Annotated in this window: 19 protein-coding genes; 8 read left to right on the top strand and 11 right to left on the bottom strand. The window is 67.1% G+C overall.

Annotated features, from left to right (window positions below):
* Positions 1 to 125: 125 nt before the first annotated feature.
* Positions 126 to 686 (bottom strand): nucleotide exchange factor GrpE, encoded by a 561-nt coding sequence (gene grpE, locus N8I74_RS16840; protein ID WP_263124317.1) that lies wholly within the window; start codon positions 684 to 686, stop codon positions 126 to 128.
* A 552-nt stretch (positions 687 to 1,238) separates the two neighbouring features.
* Here grpE and N8I74_RS16835 point away from each other — a divergent pair.
* On the top strand, positions 1,239 to 2,657 hold the full coding sequence (locus N8I74_RS16835; RefSeq protein WP_263124316.1) for a glycosyltransferase family 39 protein: 1,419 nt from the start codon (positions 1,239 to 1,241) through the stop codon (positions 2,655 to 2,657).
* 276 nt (positions 2,658 to 2,933) lie between these two features.
* On the top strand, positions 2,934 to 4,214 hold the full coding sequence (aceA, locus tag N8I74_RS16830; RefSeq protein ID WP_263124315.1) for an isocitrate lyase: 1,281 nt from the start codon (positions 2,934 to 2,936) through the stop codon (positions 4,212 to 4,214).
* Positions 4,215 to 4,417: 203 nt separating this feature from the next.
* On the opposite strand, the gene N8I74_RS16825 is transcribed toward aceA, so the two are convergent.
* Positions 4,418 to 5,320: a LysR family transcriptional regulator gene (locus N8I74_RS16825; protein WP_263124314.1), complete on the bottom strand. Its 903-nt coding sequence runs from the start codon at positions 5,318 to 5,320 to the stop codon at positions 4,418 to 4,420.
* 97 nt (positions 5,321 to 5,417) lie between these two features.
* Here N8I74_RS16825 and N8I74_RS16820 point away from each other — a divergent pair, with 97 nt between their 5' ends.
* Positions 5,418 to 6,437: an SMP-30/gluconolactonase/LRE family protein gene (locus tag N8I74_RS16820; RefSeq protein WP_263124312.1), complete on the top strand. Its 1,020-nt coding sequence runs from the start codon at positions 5,418 to 5,420 to the stop codon at positions 6,435 to 6,437.
* Here N8I74_RS16820 and N8I74_RS16815 read toward each other — a convergent pair.
* A complete protein-coding gene (locus N8I74_RS16815) occupies positions 6,430 to 6,795 on the bottom strand; it encodes a 5-carboxymethyl-2-hydroxymuconate Delta-isomerase (protein ID WP_263124311.1) in 366 nt (121 codons plus the stop codon). The genes N8I74_RS16820 and N8I74_RS16815 overlap by 8 nt on opposite strands.
* Positions 6,796 to 7,105: 310 nt before the next feature.
* Here N8I74_RS16815 and aceB point away from each other — a divergent pair, with 310 nt between their 5' ends.
* A complete protein-coding gene (gene aceB, locus N8I74_RS16810) occupies positions 7,106 to 8,701 on the top strand; it encodes a malate synthase A (RefSeq protein WP_263124310.1) in 1,596 nt (531 codons plus the stop codon).
* Positions 8,702 to 8,716: 15 nt separating this feature from the next.
* Here the strand turns inward: aceB and N8I74_RS16805 are convergent, their stop codons facing one another.
* Genes N8I74_RS16805 through N8I74_RS16785 form a run of 5 tightly spaced genes read right to left on the bottom strand, consistent with a single transcriptional unit; the run spans position 8,717 to position 12,842 of the window.
* Entirely contained in the window at positions 8,717 to 9,061 is a 345-nt protein-coding gene (locus N8I74_RS16805; protein ID WP_263124308.1) for a copper-binding protein, read from the bottom strand.
* A gap of 51 nt (positions 9,062 to 9,112) precedes the next feature.
* Positions 9,113 to 9,616 (bottom strand): cupredoxin domain-containing protein, encoded by a 504-nt coding sequence (locus tag N8I74_RS16800; RefSeq protein WP_263124306.1) that lies wholly within the window; start codon positions 9,614 to 9,616, stop codon positions 9,113 to 9,115.
* Positions 9,617 to 9,650: 34 nt separating this feature from the next.
* On the bottom strand, positions 9,651 to 11,066 hold the full coding sequence (locus N8I74_RS16795) for a multicopper oxidase family protein (protein WP_263124304.1): 1,416 nt from the start codon (positions 11,064 to 11,066) through the stop codon (positions 9,651 to 9,653).
* Between the two features lie 31 nt (positions 11,067 to 11,097).
* Positions 11,098 to 12,531 (bottom strand): TolC family protein, encoded by a 1,434-nt coding sequence (locus tag N8I74_RS16790; protein ID WP_263124303.1) that lies wholly within the window; start codon positions 12,529 to 12,531, stop codon positions 11,098 to 11,100.
* A complete protein-coding gene (locus N8I74_RS16785) occupies positions 12,528 to 12,842 on the bottom strand; it encodes a hypothetical protein (RefSeq protein WP_263124302.1) in 315 nt (104 codons plus the stop codon). Before N8I74_RS16785 ends, N8I74_RS16790 begins: the two co-directional genes overlap by 4 nt.
* A gap of 257 nt (positions 12,843 to 13,099) precedes the next feature.
* Here N8I74_RS16785 and N8I74_RS16780 point away from each other — a divergent pair, with 257 nt between their 5' ends.
* From N8I74_RS16780 to N8I74_RS16770, 3 genes are all read left to right on the top strand, one after another.
* Entirely contained in the window at positions 13,100 to 13,780 is a 681-nt protein-coding gene (locus N8I74_RS16780) for a heavy metal response regulator transcription factor (protein ID WP_263124301.1), read from the top strand.
* Positions 13,781 to 13,865: 85 nt separating this feature from the next.
* Positions 13,866 to 15,272: a heavy metal sensor histidine kinase gene (locus N8I74_RS16775; protein ID WP_263124299.1), complete on the top strand. Its 1,407-nt coding sequence runs from the start codon at positions 13,866 to 13,868 to the stop codon at positions 15,270 to 15,272.
* A 111-nt stretch (positions 15,273 to 15,383) separates the two neighbouring features.
* Positions 15,384 to 15,506: a hypothetical protein gene (locus tag N8I74_RS16770; protein ID WP_263124298.1), complete on the top strand. Its 123-nt coding sequence runs from the start codon at positions 15,384 to 15,386 to the stop codon at positions 15,504 to 15,506.
* 2 nt (positions 15,507 to 15,508) lie between these two features.
* Here the strand turns inward: N8I74_RS16770 and N8I74_RS16765 are convergent, their stop codons facing one another.
* Positions 15,509 to 15,778, bottom strand: a complete 270-nt coding sequence (locus tag N8I74_RS16765; RefSeq protein ID WP_263124297.1) for a hypothetical protein — start codon at positions 15,776 to 15,778, stop codon at positions 15,509 to 15,511.
* A 72-nt stretch (positions 15,779 to 15,850) separates the two neighbouring features.
* On the bottom strand, positions 15,851 to 16,735 hold the full coding sequence (locus N8I74_RS16760; RefSeq protein ID WP_263124296.1) for a glycoside hydrolase family 16 protein: 885 nt from the start codon (positions 16,733 to 16,735) through the stop codon (positions 15,851 to 15,853).
* Between the two features lie 244 nt (positions 16,736 to 16,979).
* Here N8I74_RS16760 and N8I74_RS16755 point away from each other — a divergent pair, with 244 nt between their 5' ends.
* On the top strand, positions 16,980 to 17,444 hold the full coding sequence (locus N8I74_RS16755; protein ID WP_263124295.1) for a PilZ domain-containing protein: 465 nt from the start codon (positions 16,980 to 16,982) through the stop codon (positions 17,442 to 17,444).
* Here the strand turns inward: N8I74_RS16755 and N8I74_RS16750 are convergent.
* Positions 17,435 to 18,613: an MFS transporter gene (locus tag N8I74_RS16750; protein WP_263124294.1), complete on the bottom strand. Its 1,179-nt coding sequence runs from the start codon at positions 18,611 to 18,613 to the stop codon at positions 17,435 to 17,437. The two genes, N8I74_RS16755 and N8I74_RS16750, sit on opposite strands and share 10 nt — an antisense overlap.
* Positions 18,614 to 18,621 lie beyond the last annotated feature (8 nt).

Below are 18,621 nucleotides of genomic sequence, written 5' to 3'. Positions count from 1 at the left end.
CGGCACGGCGGCCTATTCAATAACCTTGTTCGGAAAGTGGGGATGGCCCGTTGCGTTTCAAGTGAAACATGCAATGCGGCGCTGCCTTGCGGCAGGGTCGGGGCCGATTCCGTACGCGGTGCGGATCACTCGCCCTTGGCAACGATGACCATGGCCGGGCGCAGCACGCGGCCCGAGAGGGTGTAGCCCTTTTGCAGCACCCGCACCACGGTGTTCGGCTCCTGCGCCGCAGGTTCCATCGAAATGGCCTGATGCAAATTGGGATCGAGCCTGTCGCCGGCCTGCGGCGCCACTTCCAGCAGCTCGAATTTCTCGAAGGCGCTGGTCAGCGCCTTGGCAGTGAGATCGACGCCCATCTTCAGCGCCTCGAAGTTGCCGGATTGATCCAGCAGCGCCATGTCCATCGCGTCCTTCACCGACAGCAGTTCGCGTGCGAACTTCTCGACGGCGAACCGGCGGGCCTTGTCCACCTCTTCCGCGGCGCGGCGGCGGATGTTCTCGCCCTCGGCCTTGGCATACAGCACGTCCTGGCGCGCCTTTTCCAATTCGGCAGTCAGTGCGGCCAGGCGGGTGGACGGATCTTCTTCCTGCGCCAGCGCCGACGAGGCCTCGTCGGCTGCGGCTGGCGCGGTGTCGCCCTGATCGACCGGGGCGTGCAAGTCTTCAGGTTTCTGTTCGTTGCTCATGGTCTGCTCCCTACAAAACTTCGCAATGCTGAGCGAAATGGGCGCCGCCCGCCACTTTTCAAGAGGCCCTATTGCAATCAGGGTCAATGCATCGCGCATGCAGGGGACCGGATGCTCCCCGGATGAACCGGGCTTCGGGAGGGGATCGCCGATGCAATGCCGCCTGCCTGCCTGGCGCGCTGCAGCGTCGCAGCGTGGCTGAATGGCAGCAGCGCTTGCCGATCGCACCGGGCACGGGCGGTGCACGCCGTCAGGAGCCGTGGTGGCGCAGCCGGGCCCATGGCTGGCGGGCCGCGCTCAGTTGAAAACGTCATATCAGCCGTGGCATTGTGGCGCGGCGCTAAGGCCGCCTGCTGCCGGACCCGCTGTGTTGCCACCCGCCCGGGCCGGTGTCCCTGCCGTCTGGCACTATCGTCCGCAAGGGGGCAGGGGCGTGCGCCAGAGCCATGGTGCCGGCGATCAGCGGCGGATTCCTGTTGCCCGGATCGTCGGACCGTGGCGCGCGGCGGTGTGATGGATGTTCCAATTCAATCTCGAAGGATATGCCCTGACATGATTTCCTGGCCCATTGCAACGCCAGCGGCACCACCCAGCCAGCCGCATGCCAAAGCGCCCGGATGGCTGCGTATCGGCTATTGCCTGATCATTGCGCTGGCGTTGCTGCTGCGGCTGATGCATGTGTTGATTGCCGACGTCGATTCACCGGTCCGGGGCGACGCCATCCAGCACGTGAGCTATGCCTGGAATCTGCTGCACCATGGTGTGTTTTCCAGCGTGCCGCCCGATACCGGGCCGGTGATTGCCGACAGCTTCCGCGATCCGGGCTATCCATTGTTCCTCGCCGCCGTGATGGCACTGACCCCGGATTGGGACGCCTGGTATCAGACGGTGCTGTTGCTGCAGGTGTTGCTGGGGGTGGCCACGGTGGCGGGTGTGCTGGTGCTGGGCAGACGGCTGCTCCCGCCCGGCATGGCGCTGCTGGCGGGCTTGCTGGCGGCGGTGTGGCCGCATCATGTGGTGATCAGCGGTTATCTGTTGACGGAAACACTGTTCGGCACCTTGCTGGTGCTGGCGTTGCTGCTGTTCTCCCAGGCCGCGGCACGGCAGCGGCTGCGGTGGTGGATCGCCGCGGGGCTGGGTTTCGGTTGTGCGGCCATGGTGAATGCAGTGCTGCTGCCGTTTGCGCTGCTGCTTGGCCTGGTGCTGCTCTGGCAGCGGCGGGCGGATCGCCGACAGGTACTGGCATTGATTGCCGTGGCCGCGCTGCTGCCGGCATTGTGGGGCGCCCGCAATGCCACGCTCGCTACCGGTCTGGGCTCCACCGATCGCGCGTTGATGAATTTCGTCCAGGGCAGCTGGCCGGACTACCATTCCTCGTGGCGTGAAGGGCTGGCCGGCGTGGCGGCGGGCCAGCGGACCCAGGCACGGATCAACGAGGAGATCGACCTGCTGCGGCGTGACCGCGCACAGGGTCTTGCCACGATGGGCGCACGGCTGGCTGCCGATCCGGGCCGCCACATCGGCTGGTACCTCATCCACAAGCCGTTCCTGTTCTGGGACTGGGATATCCGCATGGGGTACTACGACATCTTCGTCTACCCGACCGCCAATGCGCCGTTCCAGAACAAAGCCCCTTGGATGGCGCTGGCCGCTGTATTCCGGGCGATCAATCCTTTCCTGACCGGCCTGACCCTGATCGCCCTGGCCTGCGGTGCGCTGGCGCTGCTCCGGCGACTCCGGACCGGGGCACCCACGCTGGCTGACCCGCGTGACACCACCATCGCTGCATTGCTGCTTTTGCTGCTGTTCGGTTTCCTGGTGTATTGGACGCTGCAGGCGGAGCCCCGTTACGCCATCCCGTTCAGACCGCTGCAATGCCTGTTGCTGGCCGTTGCGATGCAATGGGCGTGGTGGGCCTGGGCCAGCCGCACGGTGCGCGGCAGGATCGAGACGAAGCCCGCCCAGCCATAGCGCCGGCACGGCGGCGCCTTGTCCCACCAATCCTGGCGCCTCGCCTGTTGCAATCGCCTGTCCGCCGGCCAGGCCCGGCCCCGCTGCCCACGCAGCGCGCGCTGCGCCATGGCTGGTGCTCACCCTGCCTGCATAGGTACAACGCCTGACTTGTAGTTGGACTGTGTTGACTACAATTTCATGGTGCGACGCAAAATTTGCTGCGTCGCAATATGAGGGCACGACAAGTGCACGGGGCAGGCTGGCCGGGAGGCCGGCGTTTTGCGGGAGCAAGCCATGGCGACACGTGAAGAACGCATTGCACAACTGGAGCGGAATTGGCAGGACAACCCGCGCTGGCAAGGAATCAAGCGCCCCTATTCGGCAGCGGATGTCGAAAGGCTGCGCGGCACGCTACAGATCGAGCACACCCTGGCACGCCGCGGCGCCGACAAATTGTGGCGGCTGCTGCACGAGCAGCCCTACGTGCACGCCCTGGGCGCGCTGACCGGCAATATGGCGATGCAGCAGGTCAAGGCCGGTCTCAAGGCGATCTATCTCTCGGGCTGGCAGGTGGCCGCTGATGCCAACATCGCCGGCGAGATGTATCCGGATCAATCGCTCTACCCGGCCAACTCGGTGCCGGCGGTGGTCCGGCGCATCAACAGCACCTTCCAGCGTGCCGACCAGATCCACCACGCCGAGGGCGACGACAGCATCGATTTCTTTGCCCCCATCGTCGCCGATGCCGAAGCCGGCTTCGGCGGCGTGCTCAATGCCTTCGAGCTGATGAAGGGCATGATCGAGGCGGGTGCCGCCGGCGTGCACTTCGAAGACCAGCTGGCCTCGGTGAAGAAATGCGGCCATATGGGCGGCAAGGTGCTGGTGCCCACGCGCGAGGCGGTGGAAAAGCTGGTGGCCGCGCGGCTGGCAGCCGATGTGATGGGCGTACCCACGTTGCTGGTGGCCCGCACCGACGCCGAGGCGGCCGATCTGTTGACCAACGACGTGGACGACAACGACAAGCCGTTCTGCACCGGCGAGCGCACGCCCGAAGGCTTCTACCGTACCCGCCCCGGGCTGGAGCAGGCGGTGGCGCGTGGCCTGGCCTATGCGCCCTATGCCGACCTCGTCTGGTGCGAGACCGGCAAGCCCGATCTGGAATATGCGCGCCGCTTTGCTGAGGCGATCCATGCAAGGTTCCCGGGCAAGCTTTTGGCCTACAACTGTTCGCCCAGCTTCAACTGGAAGAAGAACCTGGACGACGCCACCATCGCCCGCTTCCAGCAGGAGCTGGGCGCGATGGGCTACAAGTTCCAGTTCATCACGTTGGCCGGCTTTCACGCGCTCAACTACGGCATGTTCAACCTGGCCCACGGCTATGCGCGCCAGGGCATGACCGCCTTCGTCGAGCTGCAGCAGGCCGAATTCGCCGCCGCCGACCGGGGTTTCACCGCCGTGAAACACCAGCGCGAGGTGGGCACCGGCTATTTCGACCAGGTGACGCAGGTGATCCAGCAAGGCCAATCCAGCACCACGGCGCTGACGGGGTCCACCGAGGAATCGCAGTTCCATTGAGCGGCGTGCACCGCCCGGCGGCGCTGCCTGTTGGGGCGCGGTAGCAAGCGCCCGCGTCATCCACCCGGCCCAGCCGCGGATGGGGCGCAGGCAGCGGGGGCCGGCCCTGTCCGGGCGGGTTGCCGGCAGCGCCAGCCGCCGTTACCGCAAGCCCGGCCGCCGCACCATGCTGCCGCTCGTTTCAACCTGGATGAGTGGCACGTTTATTCCGTCGCCTGCGCGCCTGCCAGCGCGGCCACCAGGAAGTCGACAAAGCTGCGTACCCGCGCGCCCGGTACCCGATCCGGTTTGCGCATCACGTAGACCGGCCGCTGCGGCAGCGTCCAACCGGGCAGCAGGGGCTGCAGCAGCCCGGTCGCGATCGGCTCATCCAGCAACACATCCGCCTGCACCACGATGCCGTGCCCGGCCAGCGCCGCCACCAGCAGCGCCTGACCATTGTTGATGGTGAGGCCGGGTTTGAACGGCAGGCACACCGTTTCGCCGTCGCGGCTGAAGCGCAGCTGCGGCGCATCGCCCCACGCGGCAAAGCCGAGCACGTTGTGGCTGGCCAGATCCTGCGGATGCGCCGGCGTGCCATGGCGGGCCAGGTAGTCCGCGCTCGCGGCGATCCGCATACGGCTGGTCTGCAGCAGGCGTGCGACCAGTGGGCAATCCGGCGCGGGTGTGCCGGAGCGGATGGCCAGGTCGTAGCCTTCCTCTTCCAGATCCACCAGCCGGTCATTCAGGTTCAACGCCACCTGTACCGCCGGATAGCGCTGTTGATACGCCCGCAGCAGCGGCGTCAGCCGGTGCACGCCATAGCTGACCGGCGCGGTCACCCGCAACAGCCCGCTGGGCTCGGCGGTGAGCTGGTCCGCCACCCGGTCTGCCGCCGCCACACTGGCCAGCACATCGCGACAGCGCTCCAGATACGCCGTGCCGACGGCGGTAAGCGCATGCCGTCGCGTGGTGCGGTGGATCAGCGTGGCGCCCAGATGCCGCTCCAACGCCGCCACATGATTGGCCACCATGGTGCCGGACAAGCGCAGCGCGGCGCCCGCCGCGGCAAAGCTGCCGCGTTCGGCCACGCATACAAACACCGCCATGCTGGTCAGTCGGTCCATTCCCAATCCATGCTTGATAGTGATTGAATTGTTGCATGCTTTATCAAGAGGATAAGCGGGAAAAGAATGATGGCTGTTCCATCACCAGGATCAGGACATGCAATCTCGCAACGCCGTATGCATCACGCTGCTTGCCGGTTGGTTGACCAGCGCTGCCACGCTGGCCGCTGCCAACGCCCATATGCTGCCACCGGACTGGTATCCGGAAAGCGTGGCAGCCGCCCGCGACGGCACGCTCTACGTCGGCAGCTGGCGTCAGGGTGCCGTGGTGCGCATCCGCCCCGACGGCGCCACCCGGGTGCTGGTGCCGCCCGGCCGCGGTGGGCTCGCCAACACGCAGGGCATTGCCGTGGACGAGGCGCGGCATACGCTGTGGGTGTGCTCCGGCAACCTGGGCCTGACCACGGTGCCCGCCACGCCCAGCGCGCTCAAGCGCTACGACCTGGCCACCGGCCAGGCACAGGCGAGCTACCCGCTGCCCGATGACGGCTATTGCAACGATCTGGTGGTGGATGGCGCCGGCACGGTCTACCTCACCGATTCCTACCATCCGCGCGTGTTGCGGCTGCGGCCGAACGACAGTGCGCCCGCCGTCTGGCTGGAGCGGCCCGCGCTGCTGGCCGACAGCCCCAGGCTGGAAATGAACGGCAAGCGCTTCACCTTCAACGGCATCGCCCTCGATGGTGACCGGCTCTACCTGAGCGCCGTGGCCGCCGTGCCATGGCTATGGCGCATCGACATCGGCCAGGATGGCCAGGCAGGCCCCAGCACCCGGCTGCAGATGCCACGGCCGCTGCGCAACGCTGATGCCCTGCGCATGCTCGGGCCGGGCCGGCTGTTGGTGTTCGAGAGCAATGCCTTCGGCGACAGACGCAACGAAGGCGTGATCACCGAGCTGCGCCTTGATGGCAGCCAAGCCACGCTGCACACCCTGGTGCAGGGGCTCGACGCACCCTCGTCCGGCACCTACGCGCGCGGCCGGCTGTGGTTCATCGAATCCAAATACGACCTGCTGCTGCGCCACGCCCAAAACCCTACCGCGATCCCGGACCAAGTGCCGTTTACCGTGCAGTCCATCCCGTTTGCCATTGATGGCAGGCACAACCCGCTCAACTGACCGCCGCGAGCACCGCCTTGGCGTAGCTCTGCCGATCCATATCCCGCGTATCCACGGTGAGCTGCACCGCGCCGTGGCCCGGCGGCAGGGTCGTGCGCAACGCCGCCAGCAAGTGTTGGCCCAGCGCCTGCTTCTGCTCGGCCGAGCGGCCGGAGAGCAGCGCCACCTGCAGGTGGACAAACGCCGTTGCGGTATCCGAAGTGCCGACGAGATAGGTGGCTAGGCAATGCGCCCGGCCCTTGATATCGGCTTCGCCAAACAGGCCCGATTCGAACATGGCCTGCGCCAGTGTGCGCAGCGCGGCCTGGGCGTCGTAATCGGGCAGGTTGTTGGTGTATTCGAGGGTGAGGTGGGGCATGGGGGACTCCGCAGGGGGAGCTTGGGAGGTGTGGGCGGGGGGCCTACGCGTCAAGACCACGGTCAGCTGCGCGTTTCGAGCGTTGCCAATTTAAAGCGCGTTAAGAAATGCTCCATCCAGTAATGGAGCTGCTTTCGGGAAGCCGAGGGATCAAGCGTGACGTGACGCGTAGCCTGCATCCGCAGCCTGGCGCCCAGCCGCGCTTGCCGCTTGCAGGCAAAGCACCTGTTGCACCTTAGCGCTTTTTCGCGATGCCGCGGCGCACTACACTGCAATGCAACATCCCGCCGCACACCTCCAGGAGCACCGCATGTCCACCTTGCCCGCCGGCGTCCAAGTCCATGCCGAGATCACCCCCGCCTTTGCCGAGATCCTCACGCCCGAGGCGCTGGCTTTCGTGGCCAAGCTGCAGCGCCAGTTCAACGGCCGGCGCCGGGAGCTCCTGGCGGTGCGCACGCTGCGCCAGGCCGATCTGGATGCCGGCCAGCAGCCGGACTTCTTGCCGCAGACGGCGCATATCCGCAAAGGCGACTGGCGCATTGCGCCGCTGCCAGCGGATCTGGCGTTGCGCCGCGTGGAGATCACCGGCCCGGTGGAGGCCAAGATGATCATCAACGCGCTCAATTCCGGCGCGGACAGCTACATGACCGACTTCGAGGATGCCAACACGCCCAACTGGCACAACCAGATCCAGGGGCAGGTGAACCTGAAGGCCGCCGTGCGCCGCACACTGGCGTTTCGCAACGAGGCGGGCAAGGAATACAGGCTCAACGACAGGATCGCCACGCTGGTGGTGCGCCCCCGCGGTTGGCACCTCGATGAGAAGCACGTCACCGTCGATGGTGAGCGGGTATCGGGCGGCCTGTTCGATTTTGCGCTGTTCCTGTTCCACAACGCCCGTGAGCAGCTGGCGCGCGGCACCGGGCCGTATTTTTATCTGCCCAAGCTGGAATCGCACCTGGAAGCGCGGCTGTGGAACGACATCTTCGTCGCCGCGCAGGCCGAGTTGGGCATCGCCCAGGGCACGATCAAGGCCACCGTGCTGGTCGAGACCATCCTCGCCGCGTTCGAGATGGAGGAAATCCTGTATGAATTGCGCGCGCATTCGGCCGGGCTCAACGCCGGGCGCTGGGATTACATCTTCAGCTGCATCAAGAAGTTCAAGACCAACGCCGAGTTCTGCCTCGCCAATCGCGCGCAGATCACCATGACCGTGCCCTTCATGCGCGCCTATGCGCTGAATCTGGTCAAGACCTGCCACAAGCGCGGTGCGCCCGCCATCGGCGGCATGAGCGCGCTGATCCCGATCAAGCACGATCCGGCGGCCAACGAGAAGGCCATGGCCGCCGTGCGCGCCGACAAGACCCGCGATGCTGGCGATGGCTTCGATGGTGGCTGGGTGGCCCATCCCGGTCTTGTGCCGATCGCGATGGAGGAGTGGGTGAAGGTGCTGGGCGATGCGCCCAACCAGATCGGCCGGCAGCGCGACGATGTGGTCACCCGCGCGGCGGACCTGCTTGACTTCCGGCCCGCGCAGCCGATCACCGAGGCGGGCCTCAGGATGAACATCGATGTGGGCATCCAGTACCTGGGCTCGTGGCTGGCCGGCAACGGCTGCGTGCCGATCCACAACCTGATGGAGGATGCGGCCACCGCCGAGATCAGCCGCTCGCAGGTGTGGCAGTGGATCCGCAGCCCCAAGGGGGTGCTCGACGATGGCCGCAAGGTGACCGCCGAGCTGGTGCGCACCATGATCCCGCAGGTGCTGGAGGCAATCCGCGCCGAGCACGGCGACGCGGTGTTCGGGCGGGTGCCCTATGCCCGCGCCGCTGCCATTTTCGAGGAGATGAGCACCAGCGCTGAATTCGCCGAGTTCCTCACGCTGCCGCTGTACGAGGCGATCTGACCGGTCGCCGCCGCCTTATTGCGCCGCGGGCTGGATCTCGGTGACCAGCATCTTGCCCTCGGCGCGGGCCGCCTTGAATCTGATCCTGTCGCCGACCTTGACCTTGTCGAGCAGCGCCTTGTCCTTGACCGTGAACACCATGGTCATGCCCGGCATGTCCAGGTTCCTGATCTCGCCGTGCTTGAGCGTGATCTTGCCGTTGGCCTGGTCGATCTTGCGCACTTCGCCATCGGTCAGCGCCATCGCGGCCGCGTGTTCGCCGTGGGTGGCGTGCCCCGAGTGGTCCTCGTTTGCGTGCAGCGCCGGCGCGAGCAGCAGCAGCGAGGCCAGCACCGCGGCGATCGGGTGAAGGTGGGTCATGAGGTACTCCTTTGTTGGATCGGAACGGGGCATGTGCCCCCGGGTTCTGGGTTATTTGGCCGCTTTCCTGCCGCCGGCCACGTTCACCTGGCCCTTCATGCCCGCTTCGTAGTGGCCAGGCTGCAGGCAGGCGAAGTCGACGACGCCGGCCTTGGTGAACTGCCACACCACCTCGCCGGTCTTGCCCGGCGCCAGCGTCACCAGGTTGGGGTCGGCGTGCTCCATCTCCGGGAATTTCTTCATCTGCTCGTAGTGTTCTTCCAATTCCTGCTGGGTGCCGAGCACGAACTCGTGCTTGATCTTGCCCGAGTTCCTGATCACGAAGCGCACCGTCTCGCCTTGCTTGACCTGGATGCGGGCCGGGTTGTAGCGCATGTTGTCGGTCATGTTGACGGTGACGGTGCGGCTTGCCTTGGCGGCCACGCCGGGTTTGCCGACCGCCGCGTTGCCATGGTCGCCATGGTCACCGTGGCCGCCGGCGTGCGAGCCGCTGGCGAGCACCGCGGCGCTCAGGCTCAGGCCGATCAGGGAGAGGGCCAATTGCTGGGTATTCATACTCAACCTCCAGGGGTGGAAAAGCGCTGCCGGTTCAATGGCCGGCTTTGTGGGTCGGTTTGCGCACGTGCACTTCAACGTCCGACGCGTCCTGCCGCGCACGGGGCATCGATTGTCCACCGCCGGCGCCGGATTGACGATGCGGCGTCTGGACGGCGCCATCGAACTCGCGGGCCATGGTGCCGGGTGGATGCTTGAACCAGCCCGGGTTGCTGTAGTCGCCCGGCTTCTGGTCCCGGCGCACCTTGACCACGCTGAACATCCCGCCCATTTCCACGCTGCCGAACGGCCCGTCGCCGGTCATCATCGGCACGGTGTTGTCCGGGATCGGCATGTCCATCTCGGTCATGTCGGCCATGCCGCGCTCGCCCATCACCATGTAGTCCGGCACCAGCTTGCTGATCTTCTTGGCGATGCCGCGATGATCGACGCCGATCAGGGTCGGAACATCGTGACCCATGGCGTTCATCGTGTGGTGGCTCTTGTGGCAATGGAAGGCCCAGTCGCCTTCCTCGTCGGCGCGGAACTCGATCTGCCGCATCTGACCGACCGCCACGTCGGTGGTGACCTCGTACCAGCGGGTGCCCTTGGGGGTCGGCCCACCGTCGGTGCCGGTGACCAGGAACTCATGCCCGTGCAGATGGATGGGGTGGTTGGTCATGGTCAGGTTGCCGATCCGGATGCGCACCTTGTCGTTCAACCGCACGTTCAGCGAATCGATGCCCGGAAAGATGCGGCTGTTCCAGCTCCACAGGTTGAAGTCGAGCATGGTCATGATCTTGGGCGTATAGCTGCCCGGGTCGATGTCGTAGGCGTTGAGCAGGAAGCAGAAATCCCGGTCGACCTCGTCGATCAGCGGATGCCTGCCCTTGGGGTGCGTGACCCAGAAGCCCATCATGCCCATCGCCATCTGCACCATCTCGTCGGCGTGCGGGTGATACATGAAGGTACCGGGGCGGCGGGCGACGAATTCGTATACATAGGTCTTGCCCGACGGGATCGCCGGCTGGTTGAGGCCGGCCACGCCGTCCATGCCGTTGGGCAGCCGCTGGCCATGCCAGTGGATGCTGGTGTGCTCGGGCAGCCGGTTGGTGACGAAGATGCGCACGCGATCGCCCTCGACCACCTCGATGGTCGGGCCCGGGCTCTGGCCGTTGTAGCCCCACAGGTGCGCGGTGAAGCCCGGCGCCATCTCGCGTACCACCGGTTCGGCCACCAGATGGAATTCCTTGACGCCGTTGTTCATGCGCCATGGCAGCGTCCAGCCATTGAGCGTCACTACCGGATTGTAGGGACGGCCGGTCTGCGGCAGCAGCGGTGCCATGGTGTCCGGCTTGGTCTGGATCACCGGCTCGGGCAGGGCCGCCAGTGCGGCCTTGCCCACCCCGGCGGCCGCCACCGCGCCCCCGCTGATGCCCAGGGCCTGCAGAAACGTTCTTCTCGAAGTCATGTGTTCATCCTTGATTGCTGCGCGGCGCGCTTCAATGGCCCGCTTCGGCGGCGCCGGGGGCGGCGGCAAGACCGACCGCCACTGCGGTGGGCTTGCCCAGCACCGCGGCCTGCAGGGCCGCGTCCGCCAGCCAGAACTGCTGCTGGGCGTTGATGGCGTTGACCACTGCGCCGATCTGCTCGCGGCTGTCGGCCAATAGCTCGAACACCCCGATCAGCATGCCGTTGTAGCGCAGCGTGTTCTCCTCGGAGATCGCCTTGCTGAGCGGCAGCACCTCGTCGCGATAGTGCCGCGCGATGTCGTAGCCGGTGCGGTAGGCCGAATAGCTTTCCCGCAGTTCCGAGCCGGCGGCCCGCAAGGTGGCCTCCAGTGCATTGGCTGCCGCCAGCGTGCGCGCATTCATGCTGTCGCGCTGCATGCCGCCCCAATCGAACAGCGGCAGCCGCACTTCGATCTCGTAGCCGCGCGCCCGTTCGGTGTGGCCTTCGGCCTTGTCGAAGGTCTGGTCGCGGCGCACGCCCAGTTCGATGTCGGTCAGGCTGGTGACGGCCGTCAGCCCCTGCGCCTTGGCCGCAGCGTCAAAACCGAGCCGGGCCTGGCGCACGTCCAGCCGCTGTTCGGTGGTGGCCTGCGCCACCTGTCCGGCGGTGCGTGGTGCTGCCGGCAATGGCGGCAGCTGTCCGGGCAGCTGCAGCCGGGCCGCCTGCGCGTCGGTCAGCCCCAGCTGCCGCACCAGGGCCTCGCGCGCCGCCAATGCCGCGTGCCGCGCACCGGCAAGCTGGGTTGCCGCATCGGCGTAGAACGCCTGATGGCGGGCGCGCTGCAGCCGCGTGATATTGCCCACCGCCTGCAGCCGCTGCGCCAATTCGGCGCCGGCATCGGCGGCCTCGTAGACCTGTTCGGCGTAGCTTTGCTTTTGCTGCGCGGCCACCGCGTTGACCCAGGTCTGGCGTATCCGGGTGACCTGGTCGACCACTTCGGTGGTCAGCCGCAGCTGGGCCTGGGCGATCTGGCGACGGGCAACACCGTAACGGTGCGGCAGGGTGATCAGGTCGAGCAGACCGAAGGCGAGCATCCGGCCGAATTCGACTTCGTCGGGCGAGCGCATGCGTTCAAAGGTGAACACCGGGTTGGCGATGCGCGCGCCTTGCGCGGCGGTGGCGGCCTCGGACCAGTTGTTGGCAAGCAGTGCCTGCAATGCCGGGCTGTTGAGCAGCGCCAGCCGGACCGCTTCATCCTGCCCCAGCGGTTGTGCCAGCAGTGCATCGGCCTCGCGTGCCATCACCTCGCGCTGTGCCGGCGTGCCCGCCAGCGCCAGTCGGCCTTGGGTGAAGCCGGCGGCATCCTGGTTGGTCTGCCGTACCGATTCCTCGAAATCGACACTGGCACAGCCGGCAAGCAGCAGAGCCCCGGCACCGATGGCCAGGCGCCTGCCGCGCAGGTGCGCTGCACGGAACAGGTTCATTGCGTGCCCCCGTGCTGATGCGGCCGGTCATCTGCCTGCGCATCGACTGCCCCTGGCTGGTCGGCATCGGTGCGTGCCGCGCCCTGGGCTTCCCTGGCATAGGCGCGCCAGCCGCCGATCTCACCAACGGTACGGTTGGCGAGCCGCCAATCGGCGATCGCCTGATCGTGGAAGACGCGGTAGCTGTCGAACACCGACTGGTACGGCAGCGTCTGCTCCGGCTCCCCGGGGGGCGTGGCAGCGAACGTGGCGGCGGTGGCGAGTGTCAGCACCGGCAGCAGCAGGATTCGGGTGATCGGGGGCAATGTCATGTGCAGCCTGCTTCGGTAGGGATTCGTGCCGCGGTGCGGCGGGCGCGCCGTTGCCGGCGTTCCAGCCGGCCTGACTCGTGTCGTTGCAACTGCTGGGGGCGGCGCCGGGCGCCCGCGCGGCCGAGGGTCGTTTGGACCTGCGCAGTATAGGTAGCCACCGCTGGCCGACCCGATTACCCGTTCATTACAAAATTGTCATGCTGGCGCGCCGGCCCGTCTGCATATTTAGAATGCCGGTAACCGGATGGGGAGCCGCTATGCGCATTCTGATCGTCGAGGACGAGGCCAAGACCGCGGGCTATCTGAAGCAGGGCCTGAGCGAAAGCGGCTATGCCGTCGACATCGCCTGCGACGGGGTCGACGGGTTGCACAAGGCGCTGGAAGAGGACTTCGATCTGATCATCCTCGATGTGATGCTGCCGCTGCTCGATGGCTGGGGCGTGCTCGAAGGCGTGCGCCGACGCAAGCAGACCCCGGTACTGATGCTGACTGCCCGCAGCCGGGTCGATGACCGCGTGCGCGGGCTGGAGTCGGGGGCGGACGACTATCTGATCAAGCCGTTCGCATTCGCCGAGCTGCTGGCGCGGATCAAGCTGCTGCTCAAGCGCAACAACAAGGTCAACCCGGCCGAGGTGCTGAGCCTGGGTGGACTGGAACTGGACCCGGTCAAGCATCGGGCCTACCGGGATGGACACAGGATCGAGCTGACCGCCCGCGAGTTCGCGCTGCTGCATCTCTTGATGCGGCGCAGCGGCGAAGTGCTGACGCGTACGCTGATCGCATCCCACGTGTGGGATGTGAACTTCGATACCGATACCAACATCGTCGACGTGGCGATCCGTCGGCTGCGCGCCAAGGTGGACGACGACTATCCGCACAAGTTGATCCATACCGTGCGCGGCGCCGGCTATATGTTCGAAGTGCGCGAGGACGAATGACCATGCCACCTGCTTGCCTGGTGATGCCGCATCCCGATGCGGGCCGCGGTGCGGATCGGCGCCGCAGCGGCAGGGGCCGGCGCGCATGATGGGCCCGCCCCGGAGCCGCCGGCGCTCGCTGGCGCTGCGCGTCGGCGGGCTGGTGAGCCTGTTCAGCGCCCTGCTGGTGCTGATCGCCGGGGTCGGCATGGATCGTCTGCTGCAACTGGCGTTGGAGCGGCGGGCCGAGACCGAGCTGAGCGGCAAGATGGCGCTGGTGCAGTCCGCCATCGAGCAACCGCGCCCCGGTATCTCGCTCGACGCGGAGCTGGCGCTGCTGCTGGTGGGGCACCCTTATCTGCATTGGGCCATCGTCGACGGCACGAAGGTGACCGGGCGTTCCGGCCCATTCGCGGCACGCGCCGCCGCGCGGGTGCTGCGCCAGCCGCTGCAGCCCGGGGTGGGCGAGCTCGACCCGGGCAATGCCTTGAGCGTGCTGGTCTGGCGCAGCCGGCTCGCCGGCGGCCAGGAGCGCTGGCTGCTCGGCTTCATCGAGCGCGGGGGCGACGGCGGCCTGCTGGCGGCCTTCCGCAAGTCGCTGGCGTTGATGCTGCCCTTCGTCATCGTGTTCATCGCGCTGGGCTCGTGGGTGGTGGCGCGGCGCGCGCTGCGGCCGTTGCGCCGCTTCAATACGCTGGTGGGCGGCATCACCGCGCAGTCGCTGCATTCGCGGCTGTCGGCCGAGGATGTGCCGGCCGAGCTGCGCGATCTGGCGCATTCGTTCAACAACATGCTCGAACGCCTGGAGAAAAGCGTGTCGCGGCTGTCGCAGTTCTCCGCCGACCTTGCACACGAGATGCGCACACCGCTGACCAATCTGATGGGCGAGGTACAGGTCTGCCTCGGCAAGCCGCGGGACGTTGCCACCTACCAGACCGTGCTCGCCTCGGCCGAGGAGGAGATGCAGCGCCTGAACCGGCTGATCACCGATCTGTTGTTCCTGGCCAGCGCCGAGCAGCCGCAGCAGGCACTGCGCATCGAACCGATCGCGCTCAGGCCGCTGGTGGAAGGGCTGTTCGATTTCTTCGACGCGCTGGCCGAGGCCAAGGGCATCACGCTGGCGCTGAGCGGCGAGGGCTCGGTGGAGGCCGACAAGGGCATGTTGCAGCGGGCGCTGACCAATCTGCTGTCCAACGCCATCCGCCACGGCCATCCGGACAGCACGGTGCAGGTGATCCTGGCGTGTGGGGAAGGGGGCACGGCGATCATGGTGTCCAACCGCGGCCACCGCATCCCGGAAGCGCATCTGCCGCACCTGGCCGAGCGCTTCTACCGGGTCAATCCGGCCCGCAGCCGCGACGACGGCGGCACCGGACTCGGGCTGGCGATCGCCGCCTCGATCATGCAACTGCATGGCGGCATGCTGACCGTGGCCAGCGACGATGAATCCACCACCTTCAGCCTGCGTTTTCCCGGTGCTTCCCAGGGGGCCGCTGCCCTCATCCCAAGGTGACGCGGATGTAATCAGCGGGTAATCGGTCGGTATCCGGCGCACGCTTATATTGGCCGTGCATTCGCGATGCCGTACTGCGAAGGTTCCTCAAAAACCCTTAGGAGCAACAACATGTTCAAGGCTATCGTCTTTTCCGTTCTGGTCGGGGTCGCCGGATTCGCCGCCGCATCGCCCGGGCACCAGGTCTCGGAACAGCATATGACCTGCCCGCATGCGTCGGCCGATTGCAGGTAACCCTATCGCTGCGCCCTGGCTTGTGCCGCGCGCTGCACCGGGTGATGCGCATGGACATGGTATTGCCATGCCATCCGGCCCAGTGCACCGGGGCTGATCTTGAAGACATGCATGTCGTTGCCGAGCAGGGCCATGAAGTCCCCGTTGCCGATCCCCCAAGGAACGGCGCGGCTGCCGGCAGCATGATGCACCGTTGTTGACCGGTGACGCCCGATTCCCCTGGCGAAACGGATGCCTTCACCGGCTGTGATGCCGTGCAAGGCACGGTGCATGGCGCTGGGCACTCATGGCCACCCGGCGTTGTCCCGCCGGGTGCGGCCAGGGGCAGGCAAGGGCGGGCGCCGCTACAGATCGCACGGCGAGGGCAGGTTGCGGCCGGGAACGCTGTCTTCCCGACCGACGCCCTTGGCTCGCAGTGCCGCCACCTGCGCACTGACTTCGGCGGGGCTCAGGATCGCGTCCTTGACATGCAGCACCCAGTCCACGTCTTCGTGGTACTCGCGCGCGCCCTTGCCCGACGCGGTCAACTCGCTGAACCACAGGTTGAAGTTGATCGACATCGGGACTTCGGGATAGTAGTCGCCGCCGTGCCGTGCGTAGGGCTTGCCGTCCAGGAAGTAGTCCACCTTGCCCTTGGCGATCTGCAGCACCAGCGTGTGCCAGCCCTGTTGCGTGCCCGCGAGCCGGTCGTACTGGTTGTCCTTCCAGAAATTCGGTGCCGGGATGAAGGTTTCCCAGGTGGTGGCATACAGTGCCGGGCCGGAGGCGCCCCAGCCGCCGTTGGGCAGGTATTCGAAATCGGCCTCGCTGTAATCCGGGTGCTTGGGCGCCTTGAGCGGACTGATCAGGTAGAAGGTCTGCACGATCGCGTCACCGTCCGGGCCCGTCACCGGTGCATCGCTGAACCGCACCCGCGCGGCGTAGGTGCCTTCCAGGTATTTGCGTGCATGGCACAGCTGCGTCTGCCGCGTGCCCGCCGGCGTGCCGTCGCTGGCGGCGCGCAGCCGCAGCAGCCGGTTGCCGCCGCCGGCCGGATCGGCCACCAGTTGCACCCCTTCGTGCCACCAGCGCGCACCCGCCACGCCGGGCCAGCCGGTCTGGGTGCGGATGGTCCAGCCGGCGCTGGACAGCGCCTTGGCATCGGCATGGCTGAAATCGTCGAAGAACAGCGCTTGCGCCTGGGCAGGCAGGGCAAGGGCGCTGCACAGGCAGAGCAGCAGGCTGCGCATGGTCGAGACTCCTCGGTTGACGGGGGCGGGCCCGGGCGGCCGCGCCGGCCCGCCGGGCGCGGGGAGCGTGGACAGGTCCTGGCGCATGGCGCAGGATGGCACGGGTCTGATGCCGCTTTATAGCGCGTCCTGGCCATGCATGGCCGTCATCGGCGGCATGACTGCGATGCATGTGCCGGGATGATGCGCCGACGGGAGCCGCGCTGCCGGGCGCGCTGCCACTTCCTGCAAGGACGGGCCCATAATGGAACAGCCACCCGACCGGATCGACCCCATGCACGACAGCCTGTCCGCTTCCCCATTGCTGCTGGCGCCCGGCGCTGACCCGGAATGGGCGGACAAGCGGGTGGAGCTGCGCTACCTCGTCAACTGGCGGGTGGCCATCGTCTACGAGGAACGCGAGCAGCGCCTGTCGTTCCGCGGACGGGCGTTCGATGTGTCCAAGGGTGGCTTCAGCCTGCATTCGGATTTCAGCCTGCCGGTGTCGGACCGGGTGACCGTGCTGCTGTCCATTCCACCGCTCAACGTGGGCCAGCCGCCCAAGGTGATCGAGGTCAAGAGCCGGGTGGTCTACACGGTGCTGTCCAGCGAATTCGGCGCCTTCCGCACCGGCGTGCAGTTCGTCGATTTCAAGGGCGACGGCCGGGAGGCGCTGAGCTACCACCTGTCCTACCGCAATCCGGCACCGCAGCCGGTCCGTCAGGACTGAACGACGGCCCGGCGCCACAACAGCCAGGCGGCCAGCGTCAAGCCCAGTGTCAATCCCAACGTGGACAGCGCCACCGCCTGCCAGCCCAGCGTCTGATGCAACCAGCCTGCCACGCCGGCCGCCACTGCCACCGCGCCGAAGGTCAGGAACTCGTTGAGCGGCAGCAACCGCTGCCGCAGCGGCGCCGGGCTTTGCGCGATCAGCGTGCTGCCGCTCATGTAGAGCAGGTTCCAGCCCAGGCCCACCAGCAGCAGCGAGATGTGGAAGTGGTTGAGCGTCAGCCCGGCGAGCGCCAGTGCCGCCGCCGCCAGATAGAGCGCACTGCCGGCCAGCGCCACCGGCACGGCGCCCCACCGGCCGATCAGGCGCCCGGTGACCAGTGAGGGCGCGAACATGCCCAACATATGCCACTGGATCACGCTGGCCGCGTGCACCGGCGTGAAGCCGCAGGCGGCGATCGCCAGCGGGCTCGCCACCATCATGAACATCATCAGCGCGTACCCGCCCGCGCAGGCGAACAGGCCGCCCCAGGCCTGTGGCGTCAGCTTCGGCCGGACACCCGCTGCCGCCTGCGGATCGGCTGTCGGGGCCGCCGGCCGCGGCAGGCGCGCCAGTGCCAGCGGCAACAGCGACAGCGACGCCACGACGGCCACGCCGATGAAGCTGCCGCCGTAGCGCACCTGCGGCAGTGCATCCAGCGTGCTGCCGGCAAGCCATGGCCCCACCAGTGCGGCCAGGATGCCCCCGCTGAGCACCCAGGCCATCGCCGTACCCTTGTCCTGGCCTGCCGCGCCTTCGGCCGCCGCATAGCGGTAATAGAGCGCGGTGGCCTGGTAGAACCCCTGCAGCGGCGCACCCAGGCAGAACAGCGCGAATGATGACCACCATAGCGCCAGCACGCTGACCAGCCCGCCCACCGCACCCGCCAGCACGCCCAGCACGAAGGTGGCGCGATAGCCGGTACGGCTGATCAGCGGGCCCATCGCCAGCGTCAACAGCGCGGTGCAGGCGGTGATCAGCAGGTAGGGCAGCGTGGCCCAGGCTGCATCGCTTGCAAGGCGCATTCCGACGAGACCGCTGAATGAGATGCCGGTCGCCGTGGCCGCCATGTAGCAGAACTGGCATAGTCCCAGCAGGATCGCGTTTTGTCTGGCCAGACTTGGCTGCATGAAAATTT

It is taken from the genome of Chitiniphilus purpureus (assembly GCF_025642115.1).
Taxonomy (GTDB): Bacteria; Pseudomonadota; Gammaproteobacteria; order Burkholderiales; family Chitinibacteraceae; genus Chitiniphilus; species Chitiniphilus purpureus.
The sequence above is the reverse complement of the archived record's forward strand: the minus strand, read 5'-3'. Positions and strand labels throughout refer to the sequence as shown.